Raw genomic sequence first — 14,506 nt, 5'->3', positions numbered from 1 at the left:
TCATCAGGAGACGCGAAAATGTCAGACAGCAAGGCAGCAGCCGAAAATTCGGCGCCGACCAAAGGCATTTTGTCCGGGGACAGGGGCGTTTATCTCGCAGTCGCGCTGTTTGTGGCCCTGGTCGCGCTCATGACCTTCACCTTTGGGCTGCCGGGTCTGGCGATGTCGGCGCTGGCCACCGTGCCCTTTATCTACGCGACGCTGATTCTGATCACCGTCGGCAAGTAAGCCGCATGGTCTTTCGCACCTCCGCGCACTATTTTTGCGACGCAAGGAGTTAGAGCCATGGACTACGACATCGTTATCTCGGGCGGCGGCATTGCCGGTCTGACCGCAGCCGCCGCATTTGCCTCGTCAGGGTTCCGTATCCTGTGCGTCGACCCAACCCCGCCGGTGATGGACAGCACCTCGGAAGGGGCAGACCTGCGCACCACGGCCTTTTTGCAACCTGCCCGTGATTTCCTGCACGACGCCGGTTTGTGGGAGCGCCTTGCGCCCTACGCCACCCCGCTTGAGATCATGCGCATCGTCGACGCCGGAGGCGAAAAACCCGAGCCGCGTGTTGTGAAGGACTTTGAGTCCACCGATATCTCGGACGAACCTTTTGGCTGGAACCTGCCGAATTGGCTGCTGCGCCGTGAGATGGTCGCCCGACTGCGCGAGTTGGCGCATGTCGATTTCCGCCCCGGCACGGCCACCACCAGCCTGTTCACCCGCGAGGCCGAGGCGCGTGTCGGCCTGTCTGACGGCACCCGCGCCCGCTGCCGCCTTGTGATCGCCGCGGATGGTCGCAATTCACCGATGCGCGAGGCCGCCGGGATTGGTGTGAAAACCACCCGGTTCGGTCAAAAGGCGCTGGCCTTTGCGGTCACGCATCCGATCCCGCATGCCAATGTCTCGACCGAGATTCACCGCACCGGTGGCCCCTTCACGCTGGTTCCCCTACCGGATCATCAGGGCCGCCCCTGTTCTGCGATCGTCTGGATGGAAGAGGGCCCCAAGGCCGAACGCCTGTTCGCACTGGACGAACAAAGCTTTGAAGCCGAGATGTCCGAAAGGTCGTGCTACCTTTTCGGCCCGCTCAAACTCGCCTCACGACGCACCCTTTGGCCGATCATCGCCCAAGAGGCCGAACGTCTGAGCGGCCAGCGTCTTGCCCTTGTGGCCGAAGCGGCGCATGTGGTTCCGCCCATTGGGGCGCAGGGGCTTAACATGTCGCTGAAAGACCTTGCCGCGCTGCGCGATCTGGCCATCGCCAGCCCCGACACATTGGGCGACGCCAAGATGCTGGACGCCTATCACCGCAAACGCATTGCCGATGTGCGCGCCCGTGTCGCCGGGATCACCTTGCTGAACAAAACTTCGATGATTTCGAACCCCATGCTGCGCGACGCCCGCGCCAAAGCGCTTGACGGTCTCTATGCGTTGAAACCCGTTCGCAGAACGCTCATGCAGCTGGGGCTTGGTGCCGGGCGCTGATTTCCAAACAATGCCAGGCTTATTCATCGCCGTCATTGCGGAATTTTAACGAAATTGGCTGTTACTCCACAGTCTCCGGACTGGCTTGGAGGAAATAAATGGCGGTGGGCGACGTATACGCCTATGGCGCGAATGTCTTGCTCAATCCATCGGTGGGAACCACCGCAAACGGTGGGCAGGACAACAACGGCTATATCAATGTCTACGGCGGCTCGATGCCATTCGAGCCGGACGATTTCATTGTGTTCAACTTTATCAATGTCACCCCGTCGGGCGAGTTGCAGGACAGCTCGGCCATGACCGGGTTCGTGGTTTACGAAACCTATGCGGACTTCGTCGCCGCCTCGCCGCCGAAATATACATATGTTCCGCAAAACCCCGGTCAGACTGCCGATGTGCAGGACGATGCGGGCGGGATGGGCGACACCTATCTCAAGTTCAATGGAACATCGATTTTTCAATCCTCGGACCCCGGCGCTCCGGCCATGGGGCAACTACTGATCACGCCTTTGATCGACTGGACGGTTACATCACCTTCAGCCGGGCTACAAATCGACCGAAACACCGATTTCGATTATGACGACTCCGGCAGTGTCGATCCGGGCTCGATCGAAGATGGTGACAGCGCCTTTAACCTCGATGCCAACAATGCCGAGCTGATCTGCTTTGCCAAGGGAACCTGGATCGACACCGCCCGCGGCCCGCGCCGGATCGAAACGCTGCATGCCGGAACCCGGGTCGTCACGAAGGACCATGGCCTGCGCAGCATCCGCTGGATCGGGCAACGCAGCGTGCCGGGTATGGCTGGGCAGGCGCCGATCCGTTTCGCGCCGGGTATCCTTGGGAATTTCGCGCCCCTGTACGTCTCGCCAAATCACCGGGTTTTGCTCAGCGGGGCGGTCCCCAATCTTTGCTTCGGACGCGAAGATGTGCTGAGCGCGGCCAAATACCTCGACAATGGCACGACCATCCGCCCCAGCCCGTGCAAGACGGTGACCTACTACCACCTCTTGCTGGACCAGCATCATCTGGTGCGCAGCAATGGCGCTTGGAGCGAAAGCCTGTACCCCGGCGCGGAGACCTGCAAAGCGCTGCCGCCAGACCATTGCGCCGAACTGGCCGAACTGTTTTCCACTTTACCCAAATTGAAGCAGAACGGGCCGCTTGCCCGCCCCGTTCTCAAGGCCGCAGAAGCGCGGGTTTTCCTGCCGCTTTTCCCGCAAAGCCCGGTGCGCGGGTTAAGGTTTCAAAGCACCGCGTCGACAACCCGTTTGAGCCGGGCGACTGTGCCGTCGACGTCATAAAGCTTGTCCAGTCCAAACAGCCCGATGCGGAAGGTGGAAAAGCCTTCAGGTTCATCACATTGCAACGGCACGCCAGCAGCAATCTGCATGCCGCGCGCGGCAAAGGCCCGGCCTGACTGGACCTCGGGGTCCGAGGTGTAGCTGACCACAACGCCCGGCGCGCCAAACCCCTGCGCCGCGACCGAGGACACCCCCTTGGCGGCGAACATCGCACGCACGGCTTCACCCAGCGCCCATTGCGCCTCTTTCAGCCGCTCGAACCCGTAATCGCGGGTCTCGACCATGGTGTCGCGGAAGGCGCGCAACCCATCCGTCGGCATGGTCGCGTGATAGGCGTGGCCGCCGTTCTCATAGGCCTGCATGATCTGGTACCATTTCTTCAGATCAATGGCGAAACTGTCGCTGCTGGTTTCATCAAGCCGCGCAATCGCCCGCTCTGACAGCATCACCAGACCGGCGCAGGGCGTTGACGACCAGCCCTTTTGCGGCGCCGAAATCAGCACGTCGACCCCGGTGGCCTTCATGTCGACCCAGATGCACCCAGAGGCGATGCAGTCCAAGACCATCAGGGCGCCAACGTCATGCGCCGCCTTCGCCATGCGAGTCACATAATCGTCGGGCAGGATCACCCCGGCGCTGGTTTCGACGTGCGGGGCAAAGACGATATCGGGTTTCATCTCGGCGATCTTCGCCTCGACCTCTTCGATCGGCGCGGGGGCAAAGGGCGCATCCGGCGCATTGCCGGTGCGGCGCGCCTTGAGAACCGTGGTCTGTCCGGCAAAGCCGCCAGCCTCGAAAATCTGGGACCAGCGGTAGGAGAACCAGCCGTTGCGCACCACCAGAACATCGGCGCCGCGTCCAAACTGACGCGCCACGGCCTCCATTCCGTAGGTGCCGCCACCGGGCACCAATGCCACGCCATCCGCGTGATAGACCTGTTTCAACATCTCCGAGATGTCGCGCATTACCTGTTGAAAGGCGGCAGACATATGATTCAGCGACCGGTCCGTGAAAACGACCGAAAACTCGTCCATTCCCTGCGGATCAACTGTATCTTGCAAAGCACCCATGGCGCATCCTCCCTTGGCTTTTCCCAAGAGGTATCGCAGGTGCCTGCCCCGCGCAAAACCCCAAATGACGCAGGCGGCAGCTTCGGCAAGGGAATCTCAACCTATCTGCGCGATGGTCCTGCCTGAAGAATATTCCCGGACCCGAGGGCAGAATGCCTCTGAAACAGCTCGTCCTGACCTGCCTTGCGCAGCTTTTCCTGACCTGTCTTGCAGGACCGGCCTTGGCCGAGCAGGTGGCTTTCTTTCTGCGCGACGACAGCAGTGCACAGGCCCAGCCGCTGGTGCCGATCCGCCAGCCCGCCGCACAGGACATCACCACAGGGCGCGCCGCCAGCCTGTTCTCGGGGCAGAGCGGGACCAGCTTTTTTGCGCCCGCTGCGCCAAAGCCGCGCGACCAAAGCCAACCTCGCAGCTCTGAACCGGTTGCCGCCCTCGCCCTGCCCAGGAACGCAGGCCAGGTCGAACGCCTGCGCCATCTGATCGCTCAAGCCGAAGCCGGGCGTCACGGGTATGACGCTGTGGTCTATGCGGCCAGGATCAAGCCGCCCAAACGCCCCACCGCGATGACGGTGCAGGAAATCTATGACTGGATCGCCGCGACGCCCGGTCAGCACCATGCCATCGGCCGCTACCAGTTCATTCCCAGCACCCTAAGGCGGCTGGTGAAGAAATTGAACGTGCCGGTCACCAGCCGCTTTTCAACGCAGCTTCAGGACCGACTGGCCAACCAGCTTTTGTCCGAAGCGGGCTTGCACGCCCTTCAACGCGGCGAACTCAGCCGCAAAGGGTTCATGAACAATATCGCGCGCATCTGGGCCGGACTGCCCAACTCCACCGGCAAATCGCACTACGCCGGGACTGCGGGGAACAAGGCCACGATGTCCTGGTCCCGGTTCGAGCGTGAGATGAAGGCAATCTTCCCCGGCCCTGCCTGAGAGGGCCCGCTAGATCGGACCGGGGCGACGCTCCTCGCTCAGCAGAACATTGGCATCAAGGTTCCCGACACCGGGAAGGGTCATGATCCGCCGCCGCAGCACCCGCTCAAAATCCGAAATGTCCCGGGCCACAACGCGCAGACGATAGTCATAAACGCCCAGAACATGTTCGACCGTCTGTACCTCGGGGATGGCGGATACTGCGCGCTCGAAATCCTCGAGGCTGACGCGACCCTTGGTGGCCAGCTTGACCCCCAGAAAGACCGTCACGCCAAAGCCCAACGCCGCCGCGTCCACATCCAGTCGCGCCGTCCGAAACACCCCCGCCTCGCGCAGCCGTTTGATCCTGCGCCAACAGGCCGGCTGCGACAGTCCCAATTCGCGGCCCAAACCGCCGGCGCTGGCGGTCATATCCTGCGCCAAGGCCCGCACCAAAGCGCGGTCAATGTCATCCAGAGCGATCATAGCGGCAGACTTTCTTGCGCTTTCAGCCGTGCCACATGCATCAAGGCCTCGATGTCCGCGATATGCGGCAGGGTCAGCAAACGTTCGCGGTAAAGCTGCTGATAGTGAACCATGTCCCGCGCGATCACCAAAAGGCGGACATCGACCTGTCCCAGAAAGGTCTGGATCTCCAGCACCTCGGGCACCTCGCGCGCCGCCTCGAGAAAATCGTCAAAGGCTCGCGCCTGCGTCTTGTCGAGCGTCACCCGCAAGGACACCTCGACCTCATATCCCAGAGACGGCCAGTGGATCACCCCACGCACCCCGCGCAGCACGCCCTTGTCGCGCAACCTCTCCAACCGCCGCGTCAGGGTCGACGGCGTCACCCCCGCCCGTTCGGCCAATTCCGCTGTCGCAGACTCAGGGGCCGCCTGATAGTAGCGCAATATGCGCCGGTCCGTGTCATCAAGCATGATTTTTTCGCACTCTGGCCATTTTAAGAATGATCTACCAGCTTATTGCCCAAATTACCCGAAAAATGCAAACCCTCTCGCGCCACCAAGCCTAAAGTGCGGCTCAACCACAACCCATAGGAAGGAAGCCTATCATGCGCGTTTACTACGACCGCGATTGCGACGTGAACCTCATCAAAGACAAAAAAGTCGCCATTCTCGGCTATGGCTCGCAGGGCCACGCCCACGCGTTGAACCTGCGCGACAGCGGCGCCAAGAATGTCGTCGTCGCCCTGCGCGAAGGCTCGCCCTCGATCAAGAAAGCCGAAGGCGAAGGCCTCAAGACCATGGGCATCGCCGAAGCTGCAGCTTGGTGCGACGTTATCATGTTCACCATGCCCGACGAACTGCAGGCCGACACCTACAAGAAGTACGTGCATGACAACCTCAAGGAAGGCTCTGCCATTGCCTTCGCCCACGGCCTGAACGTGCACTTCGGCCTGATCGAGCCGAAGCCCGGCGTTGACGTCATCATGATGGCCCCCAAGGGCCCCGGCCACACCGTGCGCGGTGAATACACCAAAGGCGGCGGCGTGCCCTGCCTTGTGGCGGTTCACAACGACGCATCGGGCAAGGCGCTGGAGATCGGCCTGTCCTATTGCTCGGCCATCGGTGGCGGTCGCTCGGGCATCATCGAAACCAACTTCCGTGAAGAGTGCGAAACCGACCTCTTCGGTGAACAGGCGGTTCTGTGTGGCGGTCTGGTCGAGCTCATCCGCATGGGCTTTGAGACCCTCGTCGAGGCCGGTTACGAACCCGAGATGGCCTATTTCGAGTGCCTGCACGAAGTGAAGCTGATCGTTGACCTGATCTACGAAGGCGGCATCGCCAACATGAACTACTCGATCTCGAACACGGCCGAGTATGGCGAGTATGTCTCTGGCCCGCGCATCCTGCCCTACGCCGAGACCAAGGCCCGTATGAAAGAGGTTCTGACCGACATTCAGACCGGCAAATTCGTGCGTGACTTCATGCTGGAAAACGCCGTTGGCCAACCGTCCTTCAAAGCGACCCGCAAGATCAACGACGAGCACCAGATCGAAGCCACCGGCGAGAAACTGCGCGGCATGATGCCGTGGATTTCCGCAGGCAAGATGGTCGACAAAGAGCGCAACTAAGCGCTCGAAACGAAAGACAGGGAAACGGGGGCCAAAGCGCCCCCGTTTTCGATTCGGCGCCCCCGCGCATCTGCCCCCGGCTTTATGGGATGGCGGGCGGGGCGTCGCTCCGCTTGCGGAGCCAGCGCCGTCCCCATCCCAACCGTGCGATCCGGGCCATTGCCCTGTGCGCCCCTGCGCAGGTGAATTGTTATATTATAACACCCACCTTCCCTGCCATGACTTATGACATTGCCACACGCAAGGGGCTGCCCCATGACATGCAGACCCTCTATCGGGACCTGCCACGCGACGGCTGGCCGGATCACCCGAACTTCGCCCGCGCAACGCGGAACTGGATGGGCGCGCATCTTGGCTTTCGCCAATTGGCTGGCCTGCTGCAAACAGAATCCGAGCGTTTTCTGGACGGTCAGACCGACGACCATCTGTATTCTGAACGGCTCGGCCACTTCGGCACAATCCTCGTGCGCAACCTGCACGGCCATCACACTTGGGAGGACCGCAGCTTTTTCCCCGAACTTGAGGCCGCCGATCCGCGCTTTGCCCGCGGACTGGACATGCTGGAAACCGACCATGTCGCGCTTGATACATTGCTGGAGGACGTGACCAAGCGGGGCAACCGCGTTGTGCAATTGGCGACGCTGGCGCCTGGGCAGATGCCAGAGGAGGCCCGTCCCTTGCGCGACACGCTGGACCGGCTCAACCGGTTCCTGACACGACATCTGACCGATGAAGAGGACCTCGTGGTACCGATCATCCTGCACCACCGCCTGCGCGGATAACCTGTTCACGGGGCGGCCCCTGCGTCGCCCCTTGCCCCCGGCGGCGGAACAGGAAAGAAGGTGTGCAATCCCCTGACCGGAGCCCGCTCATGACCCAATCCCCCGAAATCACTCCCAAAAGCTGGATCATGGTGCTGGCCCTTGGGCTGGTCTGGGGCGCGACCTTCATGTTCATGGAGATCGCTCTGCGCGGCATCACGCCTTTCTGGCTGGCGGCGGGACGCATTGGGTTTGCGACGCTTTTGACAGTGGTGATCTGGCTGGCCTTAGGGGGCAAACTGTTCCTGACCGATCACCGCCCTTGGGGGCCACTGACAGCGATCGGCATCCTGTCCACCGCCCTGCCCTTCATGCTGCTGTCATGGGGGCTGCAATATGTGACCTCGGGCTTTGCCGGGGTGTCGATGGCCGCCGTGGCCCTGATGGTGCTGCCGCTGGCGCATTTCTTTGTCCCCGGAGAACGCATGTCCCTGCGCCGCCTGATCGGCTTCCTGATCGGCTTCGCCGGAGTCGTCGTCCTGATCGGCCCCGAAGCCTTTGCCGCCAGTGGCAACGCGCTGGAGCCGTTTGGCCGTCTGGCCTGCCTTGGCGCCGCCGTCTGTTACGCCGTCAGTTCCGTGACCATGCGCCGCCTGCCACCTGCCGACCCCATCGGGCTGGCCGCCGTGCCGCTGATGATTGGCAGCGCGTTTGTCATCCCGCTTGCATGGCTGAACGAAGGCCCGCCTCCGATGCCCGATGGCCCGACCCTATTGGTGATTGCGGTGCTGGGGCTCTTGCCAACGGCCGGCGCCAACCTGTTGCGCGTTCTGGTGATCCGCAGCGCCGGGCCGGTTTTCATGAGCCTGACCAACTATCAGGTGCCGCTTTGGTCGGTCTTTCTGGGCGTTCTTCTACTGGGGGAGCCGTTGCACCCCAGCCTGCTGATCGCGCTTGTGCTGATCCTTGCCGGGGTTTTTCTGAGCCAATGGGGCGCGTTGATGCGGCTGTTTGGCCGCTGAACCAATGCAAAACGGCCCCGCGTCACTGCAGGGCCGTGTAAAATCGCTGAGCCGGAGAGTTTACCAGCAGCTGACGAGAACGGTCATGTCCTTGCCAAGTGCCGTCAGATCCTCGGGCGCCAAGGCCGATGCGGTGCCCCGGGCGATGGGCTGAATGCCCTGCGCGCGCAGAAAGTTCAGGATCTCAACAGGTTTGGTGGCAAAGCTGACCTCATCAGGAAGACGGCGGCTGCCCTCTTCTTCGCGAGGCAGGAGCATCCCGACCACCGTGCCGCCTGTGTCAAACACCGGCCCGCCCGCATCACCGGGCATGGAAGCCAGAGCAAGGCGCTTTAGCTGCGCTTCTCCGCCAAGGCCTTGCAGATCTTCAAGCGTGCCGAAGGTCATCGAAGGCGCGCCCAGCACGCCGCCAAAGCTATAGCCCGCCACCGCCACTTCGGATTGAAGGCGCGGTGCGTCCACGTTGAATTGGGCCACCTTGCGCGGCGCCAGTGTCGCATCGGAGCGCAGAACCGCAACACCCAAATTGGCATCGGTCGCCAGAACCTTGGCGTCATAGACCCCTTCGAGCGTCACCCGCTCACAGCCCGCGACCGTTTCAGCGCTGGTCAGAACCGTGCCGCGCGCGTCGATGAAAAAGCCCGAGGCCGACATCTTGGGTTTGCGCACCCGCAGCCCTGACACCAGATCAACCGATTGGCTCTGATCGCTGACCGTCGCCGGGTCCAGCACGCCGTCCGTCCGCTCAAAGCTGGCTTGCATGAGACCCAGAACGCGGGTCCGACGTTCTTCGTCGCCCGCTGGCCAGATCAGGGTAAAGCCCTTGATCTCGCCGTTGCGCAGGCTGACTTCGGTGTGGCTGGCGATGCGGTCGTTCGTGCCGGTCAGCACAAAGCTGTCGCGTTCCCGCTCACGCTTGCCCTCAAGCGGGACGATTTCCAGCGTTTGCATGATCTCATAGAGGCCATTCATCGTCTGCCGATCGCCCGGTTGCGAGATCAGCAAGACCTGAACGCCCAGATCCGTGCTGGATTTGAACAGCGCAAAGGGAGCCTCATAGCGGTCGAATTCGACGACGCCCATCGGCATTTTCACACTGATGCCCGACCGCGCATCAAGCACGTCGGCCATGCCCATACCTTCGAGGATGGCGTAATAATCGCCCAAAAGCTGTTCGCGCTGGCGCGTGGTCAGGATCCCGGTGACATCATATCCCTTGTCCTGCTGCCATTCCGCCATGGCGTTGCGCGTGCCGCGACCAAAAGCGCCATCGATGGTGCTGTTGTAAAAACCAGCCCACTTCAGAGCGATCTGCAATTCGTCGCGCTGAGCGCGGGACAACTCGGCCTCGGAGGCGCGCGCCTGACGCGGCGTTTCCTCTGGCTCGGGTTCCGGAACAGCGACCGGCGCGGGAACGGCAGTTTCAGGTTCGGCCAGCTGAACAGGCTCAGGGGCCGGCGCTTCGGCTGTCGCCGTCGGCTCGGCGGAGGGCGCTGCGGTCAGCTCGGACGCGGTCTGTTGATTCAACTGGGCGCCGACTGGCCAGAACTGTTGGCCATAAGCGCGCGCCTCTTCGATATAGGAATCGGGCGGGATGGCGCCGGTGCGACGCAATTCGTCCAGACGAAATTCCGCTTCGGCGCGTGAAAAAGGGCCAATCGCCACGCCATACCAGCCGCCGCCAAGCGAAAAGCCGTTCACATTCTGAAGATCTTCGGAGAAGGCGCGAATGCTTTGTTGTGCGCCGGTCAGGCTGGTACGGGCTTCGATCTGGATAAAGACAGTGTCGTCCTGCGCGAAAGCGGTGCTGGCGGCGAAGCTGGCCGCCACAATAACCGCAAAAATATTCTTTTTCATTCCGGGAGGGACCTCTGGGTCACGGGTTACATCCTGTTGCTTTGTTCATACTAAACTGATGGTTTGGGGGTTGCACGTCAAAATATCCCTACCTGTATGTTTCCGATGCGATCCTGTATCGGAAAAGATTGCCCCCTACAGGCGCCCGGCCGAGCGCCATTCGGGTTGATATTCGCCCGCCCGCCCCCTAATCAGACGCCAATCGAGATTGGGAAGGACGCCATGGCCGAGACCATCGCTAAACCGCGCAGTTTTCAGGAAATCATCCTGCGGCTTCAGACCTACTGGGCCGCCAAGGGCTGCGCCGTGCTGCAACCCTATGACATGGAGGTTGGCGCAGGCACCTTTCACCCGGCCACCACCCTGCGGGCACTGGGAAGCAAGGCATGGGCTGCGGCCTATGTTCAGCCGTCGCGCCGCCCCACCGATGGGCGCTATGGCGAGAACCCCAACCGCCTGCAGCACTACTATCAGTTTCAGGTGCTGATCAAACCCAGCCCGCCGGACCTGCAAGAGCTGTACCTTGGCAGCCTGCGCGCCATTGGCATCGACATCGCCCTGCACGACGTGCGCTTTGTCGAGGACGACTGGGAAAGCCCCACCCTTGGCGCATGGGGACTGGGCTGGGAGGTCTGGTGCGACGGTATGGAAGTGTCCCAATTCACCTATTTCCAGCAGGTTGGCGGGCACGACTGCCACCCGGTGTCGGGAGAGCTGACCTATGGCCTTGAACGCCTTGCCATGTATGTGCTGGGCGTCGATCATGTGATGGACATGCCCTTCAACGATCCGGATGCGCCGATCGCGCTGAAATACGGCGACGTCTTTCGCCAGACCGAGCAGGAATACAGCCGCTGGAACTTTGACATCGCTGACACCGATGTGCTGTTGCGCCACTTTGAAGAGGCCGAGGCCGAATGCGCCCGTATTCTGGAGCAGCCCCATGACGACCCGAAAACCGGCAAGCGCATCGTCATGGCCCACCCGGCCTATGACCAGTGCATCAAGGCCAGCCATATCTTCAACCTGCTGGACGCGCGCGGGGTGATCTCGGTCACCGAACGTCAGGCCTATATCGGGCGCGTGCGGACACTGGCCAAGGCCTGCGCCGATGCTTTCGTGCAGACCGAAGCCGGGGGGACCCTCGCGTGACCGGCAAAATCATGGCGGGAGCCACTGTGATCTTCGCATTGATATTCGGCATCGTGGTCTATTACTCGCAGGTGTATTATTTTTACGAAGAGGTGCAGCCCAACGGCACCGATGACGTGATGCTCACGCTCATGGCTTCGGGCGCCCCCGAGCCGATCCTTTATGACAACTTTCAGGCCATCGACGCCGACAGCAGCCCGATCCGCTATCGCGCCTGCTTTACCACCAGCATGTCGCTGCCAATGTTGACCGAGACTTATGAACCCTATCAGGGCGCCGATCCGCGCCTTGCCCCGGACTGGTTTGACTGCTTCAACGCCGAGGCCATTGCCAAGGAAATCGAAGCTGGCACCGCTTTGGTCTTTACCGGGCAAAGCAACATCGAATTCGGCATCGACCGTGTGGTTGCCATCACCGACGATGGGCGCGGCTATGTCTGGCACGAGATCAATGACTGTGGCGACAAGGCCTATGACGGCACGCCGCTGGGCGAAGACTGCCCACCCCGAGAAGGAAACTGAGCCATGCCTGATCTGCTGATTGAACTCTTCTCCGAGGAAATCCCGGCGCGCATGCAGGGCAAGGCTGCGGATGACCTGAAAAAGCTGATGACCGATGGATTGGTCGAAGCTGGCCTGACCTATTCCGGCGCTGCGGGCTTCAGCACGCCGCGCCGTCTGACGCTGACCGTGCAGGGCCTGTCGAAAGAAAGCCCGACCTTGCGCGAAGAACGCCGCGGCCCAAAGGTTGGCGCGCCGGAAAAGGCGCTTGAGGGCTTCATGCGCGGCGCCGGGGTCACCCGCGAACAGTTGGAAGAGCGCGAGGACAAGAAGGGCGCGTTTTACTACGCCACCGTGACCACGCCGGGCCGCCCCGCCGAAGAAATCGTTGCCGAGGTTCTGGAAAAGACAATCAGCGGCTTTCCCTGGCCGAAATCGATGCGCTGGGGCGCGGGTACGCTGCGCTGGGTACGCCCGCTGCACCGCATCCTGTGCCTGCTCAGCGACGAGCACGGCGACCATGTGATCGAGATGGACGTGGATGGCATCAAGTCCGGCCAGACCACGGAAGGCCACCGCTTCATGGGCGATGGCCCCTTTGAGGTGACGTCATTCGAGGACTACGAGGCGCGGCTGAAACGCGCCAAGGTGATTCTGAACCCCGAAGAACGGCAGCAACATATCTGGCACGAAGCGCAAAATCAGGCTTTTGCCCAAGGGCTTGAGGTTGTCGAAGACCCGGGCCTGCTGCGCGAGGTCGCTGGGCTGGTTGAATGGCCGGTGGTGCTGATGGGATCAATCGACGAGGATTTCCTTGGCCTGCCGCCGGAGGTGTTGCAAACCTCGATGAAAGAGCACCAGAAATTCTTTTCGGTGCGCAACCCCAAGACCGGCCGGATTGAAAAATTCATCACCGTTGCCAATATCGAGACCGCCGATCACGGCGCAACGATCCTTGCGGGCAACCAAAAGGTACTGGCAGCGCGTCTGTCGGATGCCAAGTTCTTTTGGGAAAACGACCTGCGCATCGCCCGCTCCGAGGGCCTTGGCGCTTGGACCGACCGGCTGTCGAACGTGACCTTTCACAACCAGCTTGGCAGCCAGCAGGCGCGGATCGAACGGATCGCCAAGCTTGCCCGGCAACTGGCCCCCACCGTGGGCGCCGATCCGGCGCTGGCCCAGCAGGCCGCCGAAGTGGCCAAAGCCGATCTCAGCTCGGAAATGGTCTATGAATTCCCCGAGCTGCAAGGCCTCATGGGTCGGTACTATGCCAAGGCCGCGGGCCTTCCCGACGAGGTGGCAGAAGCCTGCCAGGCGCATTATTCGCCGCTCGGCCCGGCGGACGATGTGCCAACCGCGCCGATCTCGGTGGCGGTGGCGCTGGCCGACAAACTGGATACGCTGACCGGCTTTTGGGCGATTGACGAAAAGCCGACAGGCTCGAAAGACCCCTATGCCCTGCGCCGCGCTGCGCTTGGGGTGATCCGCCTTGTGCTGGTCAACGATCTGCGCCTGCATCTGGACCGGATGATCGACGCCCAACTCCTGCGCCACCAGATCGACACCAACGGTGACGTCAAGGAACAAGCCCTGAAAGAAGAACTGCTAAGCGAGATTGCCCATCACGGTGTCTTTGGCGCGGCTGTCCGCGCCGTGATCGACCGGATCGAAGGCGATGCGCCGAAGTGGATCGAACAGGTGACGGACCACACCCCTGACACCAGCGACGACCTCTTGGGCTTTATCCATGACCGGCTCAAGGTACATCTGAAGGGCGAAGGCATTCGCCATGACGTGATCGACGCCTGCCTTGCCATGCCCAACCGGGACGATCTGACCCTACTGGTCAAACGCGCCAGCGCCCTGTCCGGCTTTCTGGCCAGCGAGGACGGCGAAAATCTTGTTCAGGGGTTCAAACGCGCCAATAACATCCTCAGCCAAGCCGAGGAAAAGGATGGGGTCGAATATTCCTTTGGCGCGGACATCAAGTTCGCCGAAGAGGACGCGGAAAAGGCGCTGTTCGCCGCCCTTGACGCCGCCGATGCCCAGATCGGACCGGCGATGGCCGCCGAGGATTTCGCCGGGGCGATGGAGGCCATGGCCGACCTGCGCGCCCCGATTGACGCCTTCTTTGAGGCGGTACAGGTGAATTCCGACAACCAAGTGGTGCGCCGCAACCGTTTGAATCTGCTCGCCCGCATCCGGGTGATCTGTAGCCAGGTTGCCGACCTGACGACGATCGAAGGCTAAACTCCCAATCTGGCCAGCCTATTGATGGCTGGCCGGATTTGCCCTGTCCCGCGCGACCCGCCTACCGGGCCTGCGGCAAATCTTACTATGGCGAAACGGCAA

14 protein-coding genes are annotated in these 14,506 nt (G+C 61.8%); 10 read left to right on the top strand and 4 right to left on the bottom strand.

Going from position 1 to position 14,506, the window contains the following annotated elements; translation table 11 throughout:
* The first annotated feature begins 18 nt into the window (after positions 1-18).
* The 3 genes from ACOYQJ_RS00245 to ACOYQJ_RS00235 all read left to right on the top strand — a co-directional run bounded on the left by ACOYQJ_RS00245 (position 19) and on the right by ACOYQJ_RS00235 (position 2,783).
* Complete coding sequence (locus tag ACOYQJ_RS00245; protein ID WP_422903987.1) at positions 19-228, top strand: hypothetical protein; 210 nt, start codon at positions 19-21, stop codon at positions 226-228.
* 57 nt (positions 229-285) lie between these two features.
* Positions 286-1,479, top strand: a complete 1,194-nt coding sequence (locus ACOYQJ_RS00240; RefSeq protein WP_422903986.1) for a UbiH/UbiF family hydroxylase — start codon at positions 286-288, stop codon at positions 1,477-1,479.
* A 98-nt stretch (positions 1,480-1,577) separates the two neighbouring features.
* Positions 1,578-2,783: a Hint domain-containing protein gene (locus tag ACOYQJ_RS00235; RefSeq protein WP_422903985.1), complete on the top strand. Its 1,206-nt coding sequence runs from the start codon at positions 1,578-1,580 to the stop codon at positions 2,781-2,783.
* On the opposite strand, the gene ACOYQJ_RS00230 is transcribed toward ACOYQJ_RS00235, so the two are convergent.
* Entirely contained in the window at positions 2,726-3,853 is a 1,128-nt protein-coding gene (locus ACOYQJ_RS00230) for an aminotransferase class V-fold PLP-dependent enzyme (RefSeq protein ID WP_422903984.1), read from the bottom strand. The genes ACOYQJ_RS00235 and ACOYQJ_RS00230 overlap by 58 nt on opposite strands.
* A gap of 152 nt (positions 3,854-4,005) precedes the next feature.
* Between ACOYQJ_RS00230 and ACOYQJ_RS00225 the strand changes: the two genes are divergently transcribed.
* Positions 4,006-4,788 (top strand): hypothetical protein, encoded by a 783-nt coding sequence (locus ACOYQJ_RS00225; RefSeq protein WP_422903983.1) that lies wholly within the window; start codon positions 4,006-4,008, stop codon positions 4,786-4,788.
* Positions 4,789-4,797: 9 nt separating this feature from the next.
* Here the strand turns inward: ACOYQJ_RS00225 and ACOYQJ_RS00220 are convergent, their stop codons facing one another.
* Together ACOYQJ_RS00220 and ACOYQJ_RS00215 are read right to left on the bottom strand one after the other, a co-directional pair.
* Complete coding sequence (locus tag ACOYQJ_RS00220) at positions 4,798-5,253, bottom strand: Lrp/AsnC family transcriptional regulator (RefSeq protein ID WP_422903982.1); 456 nt, start codon at positions 5,251-5,253, stop codon at positions 4,798-4,800.
* Positions 5,250-5,705 carry an Lrp/AsnC family transcriptional regulator gene (locus ACOYQJ_RS00215; RefSeq protein WP_422903981.1) on the bottom strand — a complete coding sequence of 152 codons (456 nt, stop codon included), beginning with the start codon at positions 5,703-5,705 and terminating at the stop codon, positions 5,250-5,252. The genes ACOYQJ_RS00220 and ACOYQJ_RS00215 overlap by 4 nt, the downstream gene beginning before the upstream one ends.
* A 134-nt stretch (positions 5,706-5,839) precedes the next feature.
* Here ACOYQJ_RS00215 and ilvC point away from each other — a divergent pair, with 134 nt between their 5' ends.
* The 3 genes from ilvC (at position 5,840) to ACOYQJ_RS00200 (ending at position 8,645) form a co-directional block, all read left to right on the top strand.
* Complete coding sequence (gene ilvC / locus ACOYQJ_RS00210; protein ID WP_422903980.1) at positions 5,840-6,862, top strand: ketol-acid reductoisomerase; 1,023 nt, start codon at positions 5,840-5,842, stop codon at positions 6,860-6,862.
* Between the two features lie 218 nt (positions 6,863-7,080).
* A complete protein-coding gene (locus ACOYQJ_RS00205; protein WP_422903979.1) occupies positions 7,081-7,644 on the top strand; it encodes a hemerythrin domain-containing protein in 564 nt (187 codons plus the stop codon).
* Positions 7,645-7,733: 89 nt separating this feature from the next.
* Positions 7,734-8,645, top strand: a complete 912-nt coding sequence (locus ACOYQJ_RS00200; protein ID WP_422903978.1) for a DMT family transporter — start codon at positions 7,734-7,736, stop codon at positions 8,643-8,645.
* Positions 8,646-8,705: 60 nt separating this feature from the next.
* On the opposite strand, the gene ACOYQJ_RS00195 is transcribed toward ACOYQJ_RS00200, so the two are convergent.
* Positions 8,706-10,502: a serine protease gene (locus tag ACOYQJ_RS00195; protein ID WP_422903977.1), complete on the bottom strand. Its 1,797-nt coding sequence runs from the start codon at positions 10,500-10,502 to the stop codon at positions 8,706-8,708.
* A 222-nt stretch (positions 10,503-10,724) separates the two neighbouring features.
* On the opposite strand from ACOYQJ_RS00195, the gene ACOYQJ_RS00190 reads away from it, so the two are divergent.
* Genes ACOYQJ_RS00190 through glyS form a run of 3 tightly spaced genes read left to right on the top strand, consistent with a single transcriptional unit; the run spans position 10,725 to position 14,404 of the window.
* Positions 10,725-11,654, top strand: coding sequence for a glycine--tRNA ligase subunit alpha (locus ACOYQJ_RS00190; protein ID WP_422903976.1), 930 nt, complete (start codon positions 10,725-10,727; stop codon positions 11,652-11,654).
* The gene (locus tag ACOYQJ_RS00185; RefSeq protein WP_422903975.1) at positions 11,651-12,175 is read left to right on the top strand and encodes a DUF6446 family protein; all 525 of its coding nucleotides are present in this window, start codon (positions 11,651-11,653) and stop codon (positions 12,173-12,175) included. The genes ACOYQJ_RS00190 and ACOYQJ_RS00185 overlap by 4 nt, the downstream gene beginning before the upstream one ends.
* 3 nt (positions 12,176-12,178) lie before the next feature.
* The gene (gene glyS, locus ACOYQJ_RS00180; RefSeq protein ID WP_422903974.1) at positions 12,179-14,404 is read left to right on the top strand and encodes a glycine--tRNA ligase subunit beta; all 2,226 of its coding nucleotides are present in this window, start codon (positions 12,179-12,181) and stop codon (positions 14,402-14,404) included.
* Positions 14,405-14,506: the final 102 nt, after the last annotated feature.

Source organism: Pacificoceanicola algae, from assembly GCF_049341065.1.
GTDB lineage: Bacteria > Pseudomonadota > Alphaproteobacteria > Rhodobacterales > Rhodobacteraceae > Pacificoceanicola.
The sequence above is the reverse complement of the archived record's forward strand: the minus strand, read 5'-3'. Positions and strand labels throughout refer to the sequence as shown.

What these genes read in the sequence shown, in the direction of transcription:
- ACOYQJ_RS00235 (WP_422903985.1), top strand. Translation starts at nt 1,578, where the DNA reads ATGGCGGTGGGCGACGTATACGCCTATGGCGCGAATGTCTTGCTCAAT.
- ACOYQJ_RS00240 (WP_422903986.1), top strand. Translation starts at nt 286, where the DNA reads ATGGACTACGACATCGTTATCTCGGGCGGCGGCATTGCCGGTCTGACC.
- ACOYQJ_RS00245 (WP_422903987.1), top strand. Translation starts at nt 19, where the DNA reads ATGTCAGACAGCAAGGCAGCAGCCGAAAATTCGGCGCCGACCAAAGGC.
- glyS (WP_422903974.1), top strand. Translation starts at nt 12,179, where the DNA reads ATGCCTGATCTGCTGATTGAACTCTTCTCCGAGGAAATCCCGGCGCGC.
- ACOYQJ_RS00230 (WP_422903984.1), bottom strand. Translation starts at nt 3,853, where the DNA reads ATGGGTGCTTTGCAAGATACAGTTGATCCGCAGGGAATGGACGAGTTT.
- ACOYQJ_RS00225 (WP_422903983.1), top strand. Translation starts at nt 4,006, where the DNA reads ATGCCTCTGAAACAGCTCGTCCTGACCTGCCTTGCGCAGCTTTTCCTG.
- ACOYQJ_RS00215 (WP_422903981.1), bottom strand. Translation starts at nt 5,705, where the DNA reads ATGCTTGATGACACGGACCGGCGCATATTGCGCTACTATCAGGCGGCC.
- ACOYQJ_RS00190 (WP_422903976.1), top strand. Translation starts at nt 10,725, where the DNA reads ATGGCCGAGACCATCGCTAAACCGCGCAGTTTTCAGGAAATCATCCTG.
- ACOYQJ_RS00195 (WP_422903977.1), bottom strand. Translation starts at nt 10,502, where the DNA reads ATGAAAAAGAATATTTTTGCGGTTATTGTGGCGGCCAGCTTCGCCGCC.
- ACOYQJ_RS00205 (WP_422903979.1), top strand. Translation starts at nt 7,081, where the DNA reads ATGACTTATGACATTGCCACACGCAAGGGGCTGCCCCATGACATGCAG.
- ACOYQJ_RS00220 (WP_422903982.1), bottom strand. Translation starts at nt 5,253, where the DNA reads ATGATCGCTCTGGATGACATTGACCGCGCTTTGGTGCGGGCCTTGGCG.
- ACOYQJ_RS00200 (WP_422903978.1), top strand. Translation starts at nt 7,734, where the DNA reads ATGACCCAATCCCCCGAAATCACTCCCAAAAGCTGGATCATGGTGCTG.
- ilvC (WP_422903980.1), top strand. Translation starts at nt 5,840, where the DNA reads ATGCGCGTTTACTACGACCGCGATTGCGACGTGAACCTCATCAAAGAC.